Here is a 13,851-nt window from a genome sequence, read left to right as displayed (position 1 = left end):
AGGAAATCCGGGGTCAAAATATGACCGTACCCGCCACAATATTGGCTTTGAAGCCGTCGATTTCTTGGCTGACAAGTGGGGGGCTAACCTATCGGAAAACCGTCGATTTCAGGGGGTATTTGGTGAGGCTAAGATGCGATCGCATAACAAGCTGTACCTCCTGAAACCCTTAACTTACATGAATCGGTCAGGTCAAGCTATTCGGTCTGTGGTGGACTGGTACAAACTCCCCCCGGAATCCGTGTTAGTGATTTATGATGACATGGATTTACCAGTAGGACGGCTGCGCCTGCGGCTGTCCGGTTCCGCTGGGGGACATAATGGCATGAAATCGGCGATCGCTCATTTAGGGACTCAAAATTTCCCTCGCCTCCGCCTAGGAATTGATAAACCCCAACCCCCAGCCAGTAGCAGCGATCGAGAAACCATCTCCCACGTCCTGGGTAAATTTCCCCCTAATGAGCGCCAGACTATGGATAAACTGTTACAACAGGTATTAGAAGCCATAGAATTAGCCCTAGAAGATGGAGTAGAAAAAGCTATGAGCCTCTACAATAGTCGCAGTGTTGACTAATGTCCAGAATCTGAATTTCCGGCATTATCCCAGGAGCAAGAATTTAATCCAAGATTTGCTTTACATCTTAGGACAATAAGGTACAATACCCAAAAAGATTCGCAACTCAATAATGAATATACGGTCAAACCCCAGACCATGCCAAATTTCCCTGACGACATACTCATAAAGTCGGATTCATGGTAAAATCAAATCATGCCTTACAAAGCTTTCCGGACAAAACTAAAACTCAATGACCGTCAAGCTACCTTGATGGCCAAACACGCGGGGTATGCTCGGTTCGTGTTTAATTGGGGATTACACTTATGGATGTCAGCTTATGAAGAGGGACTCAAGCCTAATATCAACTCCATTAAAAAGGTTTTTACGAATTATGTGAAACCTCAATATCCTTGGATGTCTGAATTGTCTTCTAAAGTTTATCAATATGCCTTCATTAATCTAGGGGATGCCTTTAAGCGCTTCTTCAAGGGAATAAGCAGTTATCCTAAATTTAAGAAGAAAGGCTACCATGATAGTTTGACGCTTGACAATTCCGGAAAGCCATTCAATCTGTCAGGAACTCGCCATAAGCTGCCTTTTGTGAGCTGGGTTTCTACATTTGAGGCTCTACCACCCAGTCTAGTTAAGAAAGTCACTATAACGCGCCAAGCAGGTGACTGGTATATGAGCTTTTTTGTAGAAACCACACCAGAAATCACACCGAAATTCCGAGAGAGAATCGGGGTTGACCTAGGAATTAACAATTTGGCGACTTGCTCCGATGGGACCCAATTCTCTAATCCCAAGGCTTATAAAGCAGCGACCAAAAAACTAGCCAGATTACAACGCCATTTAAGTCGCAAAGTCAAAGGCTCAAAAAATCGGGCCAAATGTCTCTTAAAAGTTCAAAAGCTACATCAAAGAGTCGCTAATATTCGCGGTGACACGATTCATAAAATAACTACTTTTTTGGCTAAAAACCACAGCCAAGTAGTCATTGAAGATTTGAATGTGTCTGGAATGCTGAAAAATCATTGTTTGGCGGGTTCTATCGCTGATGCTTCATTTTATCAGTTCCGTCGTCAACTCGGTTACAAGGCAGAACGTTATGGTTCAAAGTTGATTATTGCCGATAGATTTTATCCATCCAGTCAACTGTGTTCTAATTGCGGTTATCGTCAAAAAATGCCCCTAGTCCGTCGGACTTTTGAATGTCAGAACTGTGGCCTGAAGATTGATAGAGATTTGAACGCCAGTATAAATTTAGAAAAATCGCCGGGTTCCGACGATTACACTTGTGGACGGGGTGCTGCCGACAGTCCCGGACGAAGCAAGAAATAAACATCAATATCCGGCTATGTCCGGTTTTGTTTAAGTTTTATAGAGCAGCAGGTTGCTAGTGACTCATGCTAGAGGTCCTTTACCCGAAACCAATGCCCATATCCGCATTACCCGTCAGTCCTGGCAGTCTGGTATTCTCGAAGGAGATGTCAGCGCCGGCGACTATGTATGGCAGTTTCAATGGCGATTTAGACAACGTAAAACCTTAGTAATTCGACCCTCCCAGGGTCGCGCCTTAATCCAAGAACCCCTAGGGCGATTTCTGGAAAAGTGGGACTATAAACTTGAACCAGGCGGCGATTATTCTTTTACCATTCGCGCCAAGTTTTGATAGTCATTTATCCCGTGATTATCCCTGTTTAACGGTTCTGACCCACCAGAGAAGATGTCGGTAGTAACGAAGCAAGATGGCGATTCATTTCCTCCAAATATCTGGCTAGTTGAGAATAATCACGGCTAGTTAGTAGAGGGTCGTCCTGAGTATTTAACAACGATTCTAAAGGCAAAATACGATAATTCAGTTTCCCATGAAGTGAATATCGATGTACCCAAGTGGGTAAAGCTATCACCTCAGCAATTTCTATGGTTTTATCAGGAAAATTCTTGTTAATTCTCACCTTAAAAATAACTCCCACATCCCGATAATTTCCCCGCTGATTAGAAATAAAATTACCCATTGAGTAAATAGCCACAGCTTGGCGGATAGTACCATCTTCCTCAGTGATATCAAAAATTTGATAGGGTTGAACCACATGGGGATGACTCCCTAAAATAATATCCGCACCCGCATTAACCAAACTGGCGACCAGTCGTTTTTGTTCAGCATTCGGCTGGCGTTGATATTCCGTGCCAAAATGCAAAGCCACAGTAACTATATCAACTCCTAATTCTCGCGCTTTCTGAATATCTTGGATGATTTTCGCTTCATCAATTAAGTTAACTAAATAATCCTTTCCCCTAGGGATAGGAATGCCATTAGTGCCGTAGGTATAGGCAAAAAACGCCATTGATATATCATTCTTTTCAATCACAGTAATGGTGTCTGCTTCCTCCTGGGAGGCGGCTGTACCAACGGGAACCAAGCCCCGACTTCTGACATTTTCCAGAGTTTTTAATAAACCAGCTTCGCGACGGTCTAGGGAGTGATTGTTAGCTGTGGTTAAAATATTAAATCCGGCATTTTTCAGGGCATCTGCGAGGGTATCCGGTGCATTAAATAAGGGATAACCTGTATATCCGGTTGCTGAACCTGCTAGGGTAGTTTCTAAGTTCCCAATTACCCAATCTCCGGTTTGGAGAATGTCGCTAACTTCCGTAAAAAAAGGGTCATAATTATAAGTGTTTGTGCTGGGATTATAACCGGACCTAATTTGTGGTCCGTGCATCATAATATCGCCAACGGCAATTAATAAAGCTGACTGGGTATAGGGTTTGGGGGGTTTGGTTAAAGCGGTGAGTTTCTCTGGGTCTATGGGTTCAACCCTAGCGCTGGGTAGGATATCGCAGCCCATAATTACGAGAAACAAACTACCAGAAATCAGGGTGAGCAATTTTTGAGGCAAAACTTTACATATATTCATATCGTGGAGATCGATGGAGTAAGTAGAAAGCACGTTGACAGCTAAGATAGCATATCAACTATGATCCGGTGAGGGGCATTGATTATAGATAATTCCTACCACCGATGTGGCAGTTTCAGAAGTTGTTATGACTACAGAGAGAATTTCAGCGCCAAGAAGGGGGAAAGGTCAGGAAAAATGCCACCAGTTAAGAAGGTGGCACTTTTGAAGCTGATATCTGTAGTCAGAAAGGATAGTTTACATACAAGTTCACCAATTCACTAGCACCTACCTACTATGCTTGACAAAATTGCTACCGCTATCTTTGCTGCTTTCCTGGCTTTCCCTGGCGCTACTAACTCAGAAGTTGCGGAAACTCATGTAGCACAGGGGATACAGTGTAACCGTAATGGTTCAATGATGGAAATGAAAAAATGTGCTGATGATGACTATCGAGCAGCCGATCGCAAACTGAATGAAGTTTACCAACAACTGACCCCAAAAGTGCAAGGGGAGGAAAGACAGCGCCTGATTGCAGCACAACGGGCTTGGATTCAATTCCGCGACACGAATTGTAGATTTGAATCTGCGGAAGCGTTGGGGGGGACTTTAGAGGGTCTGCTGTTCACCAACTGTCTCACTAAGATGACCACGAATCGCACGGCTGAATTACAGGGATATATAGCACAACGAGCCAGCAATGATCAACTCCAAGTGGGACAAGTTACTAATATCGTTCAGGGGGACATTATGTGCTATGTGACCCTTAAAGATCAGATGAACCGGGAACACCACTTAGGGGCAACTTTCGATATTTGTGCTAAGGCTAATCAATTCATCAATCGTCAGGTTTCCCTAAAATATTCACTGCAAAATGTTAACGACTGCGAAAGCATTGAACCCTGTGGAAAAACCCGCCAGGAATTACTGATTAGCAACATGGATATTCTCAGGTAGATGGTTGTGAGCCTAACTTTTGTGTGACGCGAAGGGGTACAATGGTTAGGCTTGACATCTTCACATCAGGGGGTTTTCCTATTCTTGATGTGGGGAGGAACTCGGAAAGAGGTTTGACTTTGGGTGTAGAACTGCGAAGTTATGTTTATCTGGACAATTTACAGCCCCAACACGCTGCCTATATTGGGACGGTATCGTTGGGGTTTTTGCCGTTACCTGGGGATGCGTCGCTGTGGATTGAAATTTCACCGGGAATTGAGATTAACCGCATTACTGATGTGGCTTTGAAGTCTACGGCTGTGCGTCCTGGTGTTCAGTTTGTGGAAAGGTTGTATGGTTTGTTGGAAATTCACTCTAGCCGCCAGGGAGATACGTTAACGGCGGGTAGGGCGATTTTGGATGCTTTGGGGGTACAAGAAAGCGATCGCCTCAAGCCGCGTGTGGTCTCTAGTCAAATTATTCGCAATATTGACCCTCATCAGGCACAATTGATTAATCGGACTCGCCGGGGACAGTTGTTGCTGGCTAAACAAACTTTATATGTTTTAGAGGTGCAACCAGCGGCTTATGCTGCTTTGGCTGCGAATGAAGCGGAAAAGGCGGCTTTAATTAATATTCTACAGGTGCAAGCGGTGGGGAGTTTTGGACGTTTGTATCTGGGTGGAAATGAACAGGATATTTTGGCAGGGTCGGCGGCGGCTTTAAATGCGATCGCTAATGTTTATGGTCGCGATACCTTATTTGTTGAAAGTAAGGAGTAAGGAATAGGGGGTTATTATGGCTAATATTGAACAATTAGCAATCTTGAGGCGGGGTGTGGTGAAATGGGAGTTTTGGCGACGGCAAAATGCGGCGATCGCACCGGATTTACAGGAGGCTAATTTCTCTGGTTTCCACCTGGAAGGGGTTAATTTGGCTGGGGCTAATCTTCATGGCGCTAATTTAAGGGGTGCTAAGTTGAGGTTGGCTAATTTAATGGGGGCTGATTTAGCAGGTKCAAACCTGGAAGGTTGTGATTTGGAAGGGGCGAATTTACAAGGGGCGGTTTTACTGGGGGCTAATTTATGTGATGGGAATTTGACTGATGCGGATTTGGGAAATGCTAATTTAATTGGGGTGGAATTTCGAGAGGCGATCGCCCGTCGGATTAATCTGAATGGCGCAAACCTAAGACGGGGGAATTTTACGAGGGCGAATTTATCGGCGGTGAGTTTAAATCAGGCTAATTTGAGTTACGCTAATTTCCATGAGGCGGTTTTGATAAATGCGATCGGCTATCAAGCGAATTTTCATTATACTAACTTGGTTAACAGCCATTTAAATGGGTCTTATTTATGGGGGATTAAGTTTAATAATTGCCAACTAATGGGGGCTGATTTACGATTCGCTAATCTCAGAAAATCTGCTTGGGAAAATACCGACGCAAGAGGTGCGTATTTGCGAGGTGCTGACCTGAAAGGCTCTATTTTACACTCGGTTGATTTACGGGGTGCGAATTTGCGAGGCGCTAACCTTAACGGCGCTATTTTAAAGAAGGTGAATTTAGATGATGCTATTCTACCTTATAATTAATCATAAATCATAAGAAACCGGGTTTCTCAATAGGAGGCGGGAATTAAGCACCAGCCTATCATCAACTGCAAGTGATCAGAAAATGAGATAAACTAAAGGATTATCCGTAACCCATCTTATAAGTCCACCTTAGCAGTCAACGGAATCAGCAAGTTATGTCAGGTTTTCCGCCGCATCTAGCCCAACCTCAATCCCTGCAACAATGCCTTAAACAGTATTTTGGCTATGATAGCTTTAGACCAGGACAACGGGAGATTATAGAACAAGTGCTGCAAAAGCGGGATGTACTGGCAATTATGCCTACAGGGGGGGGGAAATCCCTGTGCTTTCAACTTCCCGCCCTGCTGAAACCCGGTCTGACAGTGGTGGTTTCACCTTTAATCGCGTTAATGCAAGACCAGGTAGAAGCGCTAAAAAATAATGGTATTGAGGCGACATTTCTGAATAGTACGGTTGATTTGAATCAAGCGCGTCAGCGAGAGTTTGCTATTCTACAAGGTAAAATTAAGCTGCTTTATGTAGCACCAGAAAGGTTACTATCTCCTCAGTTTTTAGGGTTTTTAGATCGCATTGATGCGGAATTGGGAATATCAACTTTGGTAATTGATGAAGCCCATTGTGTCTCGGATTGGGGTCACGATTTTAGACCAGAATATCGACAAATTCAACAGGTGCGATCACGTTATCCCCACGTCCCGGCGATCGCTCTCACTGCTACGGCTACCGAACGGGTCAGATTTGATATAATTCGACAAATTGTCCTCAAACAACCTTATGTTCATGTGGCGAGTTTCTACCGTTCAAATCTCTACTATCAGGTGATTCCTAAACAACCTAAAAAACGGTTCACTCAACTATTAAAAGCCATTGAATCTATGTCCGGTTCAGGAATTATTTACTGTTCCAGTCGGAAAAGGGTGGAAGAAGTCGCATTACAATTACAACATAATAATATCCCCGCCCTCCCCTATCATGCGGGAATGGCGGATAGCGATCGCCTAGAAAGTCATACCCGTTTTATTCGAGATGATGTGCGAATTATCGTGGCTACTATCGCCTTCGGTATGGGTATAGATAAGCCAGATGTTCGGTTTGTTATACACTACGATTTGCCGAAAAGTTTGGAAAACTATTATCAAGAGTCAGGACGCGCTGGACGGGATGGACAACCGGCTCAATGTCTGCTATTTTTTAGTTATGGGGATATGAAAACTATTGAATATTTGATTGAGCAAAAACCTGATGTTGATGAACAAAGAATTGCGCGCCAACAGTTGCGACAGGTGATTGATTATGCGGAGTCTACTGAGTGTCGCCACCGCATTCAACTTCGCTATTTTGGAGAGGAATTTCCCGGTAATTGTGACGGCTGTGATAATTGTTGCCATGAACGACCTATAGAAGATTGGACGCTGGAAGCGATGAAGTTTCTATCCTGTGTGGCGCGGTGTCGGGAAAGGTTTGGGATGAGTTATATTATTGATGTGTTACGGGGTTCTAAAAATCAAAGGGTTTTGAGTAGGGGACATGATAAACTTTCCACCTATAATATAGGACGAGACCGGACTGTTGATGAGTGGAAAATGTTAGCGCGATCGCTTTTGCATCAAGGACTGTTAGACCAGACTAATGATGGCTATTCTATTTTGAAGTTAAATAACCTCAGTTGGGAGGTGATGAAAAGACAGCGGGAAGTCAAAATTGCGGTAGTACGCGATCGTCAACTTCCACAACAAACTTGGTCTATGGCGGCGGATGTGAAAATGTTATTAGAGCATCTTCGCCAAGTCCGTAAACAAATCGCTGACCAAAATGATATTGCTCCCTATAAGATTTTTTCTGATTCGACTTTGGGGTTAATGGCGCGAGAACGTCCCCAAACTAAAGAGGCTCTCTTGAGACTTTCTGGGGTGACTACTTATAAAGCTCAATCTTATGGTCAGCAGTTCTTAAATGCTATTTATGAATATTGTCTCGAACAAGGTATTCCCCTAAAGTCTACTAAACCGCCATTAACTACTTTATCATCATCATCTGTCTCTAAGTGGTATCATGTCTCCCCTACTGTTATCCAAACTTGGGAGTTATTTAAGCAGGGTTTAAGTGTCCAGGAAATCGCCGACCAGAGAGGCTTAAAATCTACTACAATTTATGGTCATTTGGCGGATTTAATTGCTAACAATTATGGCGATATCGATATTGATACTTTGATATCTCCTGAACGAAAACAGGTGATTTTAGAAGCGATCGCTGTTTTGGGAGATGGACCCCTCACACCAATTTATGAATATCTAGGAAAAGCCTACAATTATGGGGAAATTCGATTAGTTCAGGCTTTGTGGCGATCGCAAAATTCCCCCGATATTGAGTTTTAATTCCTCCAGACTAATCACTAAAATAACCAACCATTAATCATTCTACTACCCGACTCCTCTGTGAGGTTTTGATAAGTTTTGCTAATTCATACAGCCAGAAGTATTTTATTTTCAAAAAAGTGTTAAGAATTAATACATTTTTATTGAAAATCTCTCGCAAAAAGTTGACGAGATTATAGGGGTTGTGGTACACTCAAATAAATCGCACCCAAGGGGTTGTTATGTCGTTATGCAAAAATAGAGGCTGCAACCCTGATTATATCCGACTTCAATTTATTATCCCACCAAAAAATTAAATTCACGATGCACAAGTTTTTGGCTAAAGTCCGATCCATTTTTTGACCTATCTTGACAAAAACGCCACTTTGTGCATATATCCATTATCTGGCTGGGGAAGGTTTTTAAAAACAGTCGTCGGGGATGAATAAATTGATCATGGATAATTGTAGGGGCGGGTTCCGCAGTTAGTTATGGGACTCAGCGACAATATTAATAAACCCGCCCAACCCCACCCGKCAATTAATGGATAATGGATAATATTAATAAACCCGCCCAACCCCACCCGGCAATTAATGGATAATGGATAATATTAATAAACCCGCCCGACCCCACCCGGCAATTAATGGATAACCGGCTATATCAATAAACCCACCCGACCCCACCCGGTAATTAATCATCAATTATCCATGATTAATTAAGGTTGGGTTGAGTCTGCTTGAGGATATTAGGGATTTTAGTAATAATTTGTTCAGCAATTTCTGAGGGTTTTTCATTCCCGTTGATAGTAATAGAAATATCAGCTTGTTGATAAAGATGTCGCCTAGTTTCGAGGATATTATCGAGGCGAGTGAGGGGGTCTGGGTGTTGTAGGAGAGGTCGGGTTGTGTCTCCTTTTAGACGTTCATATAAGCAATGAGTTGGGACATCTAACCAGACAATGATACCATGTCTTAAATAACTCCAATTCATCCTTTTAATAACAACCCCTCCCCCAGTAGCTACCACCAAATGTTGATAAGCACAGAGACTAGATAGGACTTGAGATTCTAAGTTCCTAAATTCTTCCTCTCCCTGGGTGGAAAAAATTTCTGGAATGGCTTGTCCCGAAACTTGACTAATCAAAACATCGGTATCAAAAAACTTATAGCTTAATCGATTAGCCAATATCTCCCCAACGGTAGATTTTCCAGCGCCCATCATACCAATTAAATAGATGTTAATTCCTTGTATTTGTTCTAAAACCATAAGACAATCAAAAAGCGCACAACTGATAATAACTAGCCAGATAATTTTAACCGATTTCATCCTCATCATCAAAACCCCAATCTTCCTCATCAGATTGAATTTTGGTAGGGGGAGAAGGTGGGTTAATTAGACGATAGTCTGCATCATACACCGATTCGGTACGACCAGCACCGGAATTTTGACCGTCTTTATAATTGAAGGAATAGACGGAACCTGACCAGGATTCTTTTTGAGGTTGTTGCTGTACTTCAAAGGTTTTTCCGGTGGTTTCTGGGGGTGTGGGAGTGGTGGTGGGGGTGTTTTCTGGGGGTGGAGGCGTGGGGGTGGTTGGTGCATTATGGGGAGGTAAATTATCCCAATCTTCATCAGTATTAGGAGAGTTTAAGGGATTGATATTGCGTTTATTCCAGGATTCTGATTCTGATGGTTTGGGGGTAGTTTGTCTAACGGGTGGGGTTTCTGGTTCATTTTGGCGATCGCTATCATTTTCATCCCAACTATCGCTAACTTTGCGGACTTCGGTTTCCCAATCATCACTATTTTTGTGAGTTTTGGGGGATTTATTTTTGGAGGTAGGGATAGGCGGTTGATTTTCGGGTTCTAATTCTAGTTCGGATTGCAAATTATCCCACTCTGAATCATCGGCTTGTGGTGACGGAGGGATTTGTGCATCAGGTGGGTTAGGTTGGGGGGATGGTTGTATAGGTTTTTTACTGGCTTTAGGACGTGACGGAGAGGGGGTGTAAGAGAGTTGGAATAAACTGGCAATCATCAGAGAGGTTAATATACCGATGAACAGAAAAATTAGTAGCCATACTGACAGGGGTAAGGTGGGTAATTGCATACCCAAAAATACTAAAGATATGGCGGGGGAAAGATTTTGTATAGTTAACAATACCAAACCACCGACTATAATCAAAATAGCGATCGCACTTTTTCCAGACATCACCTAAATAACCCCATTGAAAATGTCAATAAATAATTAGCAACTCCCCTCAGAATTAATCGGGTTTCCACCTACGCAAAGGTACACAATCAATTTCAAATTGATCTAGGGTTCGCGCTACGACAAAATCTACCAAATCCTCAATAGTTTGGGGATGATGATACCAAGCGGGGATAGCCGGGACAATGCGCGCACCTGCTTCTGCTAAAGTAGTCAAATTTCGCAGATGGATAAGACTTAGGGGAGTTTCCCGTGGTACAATTACCAATTTTCTACCTTCTTTTAATTGTACATCTGCCGCCCGTTCGAGTAAATCGGAACTCAGACCTTGGGCAATTTTAGCCACTGTACTCATACTACAGGGAATCACGATCATACCGATAGTCCGAAAGGAACCACTAGCAATATTAGCCCCTACATCCTGCCAGGGATGACAACGCAGTTTTCCCCCAGTTTCCACCCCAGCCTGCTGTCGCCAAAATAATTCCTGGCGATCGCTATCTCCAGGCATTTGCAAATTATTCTCAGCTTGCCATACCATGTAGGAAGACTTAGAAGCCACCAATTCGATAGCATAGTTGGCTTGCAGGAGGTATTTTAAGGCGCGGACGGCATAAATAAGTCCTGAAGCACCGGAAACGCCAATAATCAACGGTCTGGTTGGGGTGGTCATTAGGGAAACTTCCCCTCTTGAACTTCTGTGCAGAATTGTGTCACGGCGTTGGTAATGGTATCGTGTAGGTTGGCGTATTTTTTGGCAAATGGTGGTTGCCAGGGGGTTAACCCCAATATATCAGAGGTTACCAGCACTTGTCCGTCGCAGTGGGGACCCGCGCCAATACCAATGGTGGGAATGGTTAGTTGTTGGGTAATTTCCGCCGCCAAGTCCTTGGGGATATGTTCCAAGACTATAGCAAAAGCCCCCGCTTGTTGTAAGGCGATCGCTTCTGATAAAATGCGTTGTGCTGCGTCTATGGTTTTCCCCTGTTGGCGATACCCTCCCAGTTGATGTACAGACTGGGGAGTTAAGCCGACATGACCCATAACTGGAATACCTACTTTCACCAAGGCGCTGACCGTATTAGCCATCTCATCATAGCCCCCTTCTAACTTTACCGCCGATGCTCCTGTTTCTTTCAATATCCGTCCGGCTGAATGAATCGCCTGTTGGGGACTTTCCTGGTAGGTCAAAAATGGTAAATCCACTACCAACAGGGATCTTACCACGGCCCGACGCACTGCTTTGGCGTGGTGCAACATTTCCTCAAGGGTTAGTGGTAGGGTGGTTTGGTAGCCTAAACCCACCATGGCTAGGGAATCACCTACTAGAATAATATCAATACCTGCTTGGTCGATAATTTTGGCGATCGCATACTCATAAGCAGTTAACATGGTAATTTGATGTCCCTGCTGTTTCCAATCGATTAATTGTTGGGTGGTTACTGCCATAATTGTTTGTAGGTTTAGGGATTACAAGTTGCAGAGTCTTGATTTTATCAAAAACTGATCAACTATTTCATCCTAAGTTAAACACTGGAAATATTAATGCAGACAAATTATATAATACTTGGTCTCCAATTGCTGAGTGTAGGGTTATCAACCCTGGTCTGGACAGCCACCCCCACTCAAGCCGCTGAGTTTTTACGTTTTTCCATCGGAAATAGAGATTTTTCTATCCCTGTCGATGTTTTAGAAAGTTATCTCGAAAGTAAGCTGAATAATTCCGAAAATCAAAGTTTAGATAATGTCGCCAATTTATTAATTCCTAAAATTCAGGCACAAGTCCGGGAAATATTGGGGAGACGCTATCAGTTTAGTGATGCGGAAATTAGCCATTTATTGAGTTCTCCTATGGTGGCAGATTTTTTAATTCAGGTGGGAGATATTCTTGAAACTGAACCCGATGCTAATGGCGCAGAGGCGATCCGAAATGCTCTCGTATCAGCGAGTAGTCTCCCTGAAGGATTTACCCTCATTGATATGATCAGAGAGTTTCCTAGTCCTAGTATTTATGTGAACCTCAATGAGGCTTTACAAGCATTAACTAATCTGGCAACTTTAATTGATTCAACTAATACCACAATTGCAGATGTCAAAAAACTGGCATATTCTCAGGCTCAAAGTGCTGGAAATCTTGATTTTAGTCAATGGCTAGACTTACGAAAAATCGGAGAAATCCCAAGTTCTAAATCCACCTTTACCATTAGTGATTCAAGTGGCGATCGCCAATTTGATTTTGATTTGTACCTCCCGGAAATTACTGATAGTAATATACCCACTTTAATCATATCTCATGGTTTAGCCTCAGACCGCAGTCGGTTTGAATCCCTCGCCCGCCATTTAGCCTCCTATGGTTTTGCGGTAGCTATTCCTCAGCACACTGGTAGTGATTTTCAGCAATTCCAAGACTTGTTAATTGGGAAAGTCTCAGATATGTTTAATCCGCGAGAATTTATAGACAGACCCCTTGACATTTCCCAAGTAATAGACTATCTGGAAGCCTTAAATCGTGGAGATTTAACCAATCGCCTAAACCTGGAAAATGTGGGAGTAATCGGACATTCTCTCGGAGGTTATACCGCTTTAGTTTTAGGAGGTGCGCCGCTGAATTTTGCACAACTCAACATTGACTGCAATCAAGACAATTTTTCCCTTAATCCTTCCCTATTTCTCCAGTGTCGCGCCCTAGAATTACCGGAAACAGACATCAACTTGCGAGATGAAAGAGTTAATGCGATTTTGCTGATTAACCCCATCAATAGCAGTATATTAGGAGAAGCAAGTATCAATAAAATCGCCATTCCGGTGATGATGGTAGCCAGTGGCTTGGATATATTAGCACCAGCCATATTAGAACAAATACCAGCTTTTAATTGGTTAAATAATTCCCATCGATATTTAGTCTTTAAAGAAAAGGATAGTCACTTTTTTGATATGAATCAATATACGGCTGAAGCCATACCCAACCTAGGAGGTTTGACCCGTCCAGCCACAGAAATTTCTCGGGGATATGTTAACAGTCTAAGTGTGGCATTTTTCCAAACCCACATAACTAATAATCCTGAATATCAGCAATATTTACAAGCCGCATATACTATCCATATCAGTAATGCTGCTTATCCTATCCATTTGATATTACCCACTCCCGACCAGAGGCTAAGAGTTAGGTAAAATCACATAATATATATATATATTTACCCTTGACAAATCCTGGAACTTGACTTATTATCAAATAATGGAAATCTGTGCAAAAATACAGTAAAACCCAACAAAAGCCAGTAGGTTGGGTGAAACCCAACA

13 protein-coding genes are annotated in these 13,851 nt (G+C 42.9%); 8 read left to right on the top strand and 5 right to left on the bottom strand.

Translation table 11 applies throughout. The features are described 5' to 3' along the window. From pth to B9T16_RS18335, 3 genes are all read left to right on the top strand, one after another. Positions 1 to 574 (top strand): aminoacyl-tRNA hydrolase (pth, locus tag B9T16_RS18345; protein ID WP_410245421.1); only part of this gene is annotated, 574 nt, incomplete at its 5' end. 195 nt (positions 575 to 769) lie between these two features. Continuing rightward, positions 770 to 1,897, top strand: coding sequence for an RNA-guided endonuclease InsQ/TnpB family protein (locus tag B9T16_RS18340; RefSeq protein ID WP_006618396.1), 1,128 nt, complete (start codon positions 770 to 772; stop codon positions 1,895 to 1,897). A 58-nt stretch (positions 1,898 to 1,955) separates the two neighbouring features. Then, positions 1,956 to 2,228 carry a DUF3146 family protein gene (locus B9T16_RS18335; protein WP_006618397.1) on the top strand — a complete coding sequence of 91 codons (273 nt, stop codon included), beginning with the start codon at positions 1,956 to 1,958 and terminating at the stop codon, positions 2,226 to 2,228. 28 nt (positions 2,229 to 2,256) lie between these two features. Here the strand turns inward: B9T16_RS18335 and B9T16_RS18330 are convergent, their stop codons facing one another. Then, on the bottom strand, positions 2,257 to 3,477 hold the full coding sequence (locus B9T16_RS18330; protein WP_006618398.1) for a CapA family protein: 1,221 nt from the start codon (positions 3,475 to 3,477) through the stop codon (positions 2,257 to 2,259). 276 nt (positions 3,478 to 3,753) lie between these two features. On the opposite strand from B9T16_RS18330, the gene B9T16_RS18325 reads away from it, so the two are divergent. The 4 genes from B9T16_RS18325 (at position 3,754) to recQ (ending at position 8,360) form a co-directional block, all read left to right on the top strand. Beyond that, positions 3,754 to 4,413, top strand: coding sequence for a lysozyme inhibitor LprI family protein (locus tag B9T16_RS18325; protein ID WP_006618399.1), 660 nt, complete (start codon positions 3,754 to 3,756; stop codon positions 4,411 to 4,413). Between the two features lie 119 nt (positions 4,414 to 4,532). Continuing rightward, entirely contained in the window at positions 4,533 to 5,174 is a 642-nt protein-coding gene (locus tag B9T16_RS18320) for a BMC domain-containing protein (RefSeq protein ID WP_006618400.1), read from the top strand. 16 nt (positions 5,175 to 5,190) lie between these two features. Next, entirely contained in the window at positions 5,191 to 5,985 is a 795-nt protein-coding gene (locus tag B9T16_RS18315; protein ID WP_410245420.1) for a pentapeptide repeat-containing protein, read from the top strand. 155 nt (positions 5,986 to 6,140) lie between these two features. Next, positions 6,141 to 8,360, top strand: a complete 2,220-nt coding sequence (gene recQ, locus B9T16_RS18310) for a DNA helicase RecQ (protein WP_006618402.1) — start codon at positions 6,141 to 6,143, stop codon at positions 8,358 to 8,360. Positions 8,361 to 9,050: 690 nt separating this feature from the next. Here recQ and B9T16_RS18305 read toward each other — a convergent pair. The 4 genes from B9T16_RS18305 to panB are packed head-to-tail and all read right to left on the bottom strand — an operon-like array spanning position 9,051 to position 12,000. Continuing rightward, positions 9,051 to 9,605, bottom strand: a complete 555-nt coding sequence (locus B9T16_RS18305; RefSeq protein ID WP_014275924.1) for a shikimate kinase — start codon at positions 9,603 to 9,605, stop codon at positions 9,051 to 9,053. A gap of 46 nt (positions 9,606 to 9,651) precedes the next feature. Continuing rightward, positions 9,652 to 10,551 carry a hypothetical protein gene (locus B9T16_RS18300; protein ID WP_035736617.1) on the bottom strand — a complete coding sequence of 300 codons (900 nt, stop codon included), beginning with the start codon at positions 10,549 to 10,551 and terminating at the stop codon, positions 9,652 to 9,654. Between the two features lie 55 nt (positions 10,552 to 10,606). Further along, entirely contained in the window at positions 10,607 to 11,224 is a 618-nt protein-coding gene (locus tag B9T16_RS18295) for a flavin prenyltransferase UbiX (protein WP_006616375.1), read from the bottom strand. Then, a complete protein-coding gene (gene panB, locus B9T16_RS18290) occupies positions 11,224 to 12,000 on the bottom strand; it encodes a 3-methyl-2-oxobutanoate hydroxymethyltransferase (RefSeq protein WP_317269155.1) in 777 nt (258 codons plus the stop codon). The genes B9T16_RS18295 and panB overlap by 1 nt, the downstream gene beginning before the upstream one ends. 96 nt (positions 12,001 to 12,096) lie before the next feature. On the opposite strand from panB, the gene B9T16_RS18285 reads away from it, so the two are divergent. Further along, complete coding sequence (locus tag B9T16_RS18285; protein ID WP_410245419.1) at positions 12,097 to 13,722, top strand: alpha/beta hydrolase; 1,626 nt, start codon at positions 12,097 to 12,099, stop codon at positions 13,720 to 13,722. Positions 13,723 to 13,851 lie beyond the last annotated feature (129 nt).

It is taken from the genome of Arthrospira sp. PCC 8006 (assembly GCF_046480465.1).
In the GTDB taxonomy this organism is placed as follows: Bacteria; Cyanobacteriota; Cyanobacteriia; order Cyanobacteriales; family Microcoleaceae; genus Limnospira; species Limnospira platensis.
Note: the sequence above shows the minus strand (reverse complement) of the source record. Positions and strands in the feature narration are given on the sequence as shown.

Excerpts from the sequence above, each read along its gene's own strand:
- B9T16_RS18295 (WP_006616375.1), bottom strand. The coding sequence starts at position 11,224 with ATGACCACCCCAACCAGACCGTTGATTATTGGCGTTTCCGGTGCTTCA.
- recQ (WP_006618402.1), top strand. The coding sequence starts at position 6,141 with ATGTCAGGTTTTCCGCCGCATCTAGCCCAACCTCAATCCCTGCAACAA.
- panB (WP_317269155.1), bottom strand. The coding sequence starts at position 12,000 with ATGGCAGTAACCACCCAACAATTAATCGATTGGAAACAGCAGGGACAT.
- B9T16_RS18340 (WP_006618396.1), top strand. The coding sequence starts at position 770 with ATGCCTTACAAAGCTTTCCGGACAAAACTAAAACTCAATGACCGTCAA.
- B9T16_RS18325 (WP_006618399.1), top strand. The coding sequence starts at position 3,754 with ATGCTTGACAAAATTGCTACCGCTATCTTTGCTGCTTTCCTGGCTTTC.
- B9T16_RS18305 (WP_014275924.1), bottom strand. The coding sequence starts at position 9,605 with ATGGTTTTAGAACAAATACAAGGAATTAACATCTATTTAATTGGTATG.
- B9T16_RS18300 (WP_035736617.1), bottom strand. The coding sequence starts at position 10,551 with ATGTCTGGAAAAAGTGCGATCGCTATTTTGATTATAGTCGGTGGTTTG.
- B9T16_RS18285 (WP_410245419.1), top strand. The coding sequence starts at position 12,097 with ATGCAGACAAATTATATAATACTTGGTCTCCAATTGCTGAGTGTAGGG.
- B9T16_RS18330 (WP_006618398.1), bottom strand. The coding sequence starts at position 3,477 with ATGAATATATGTAAAGTTTTGCCTCAAAAATTGCTCACCCTGATTTCT.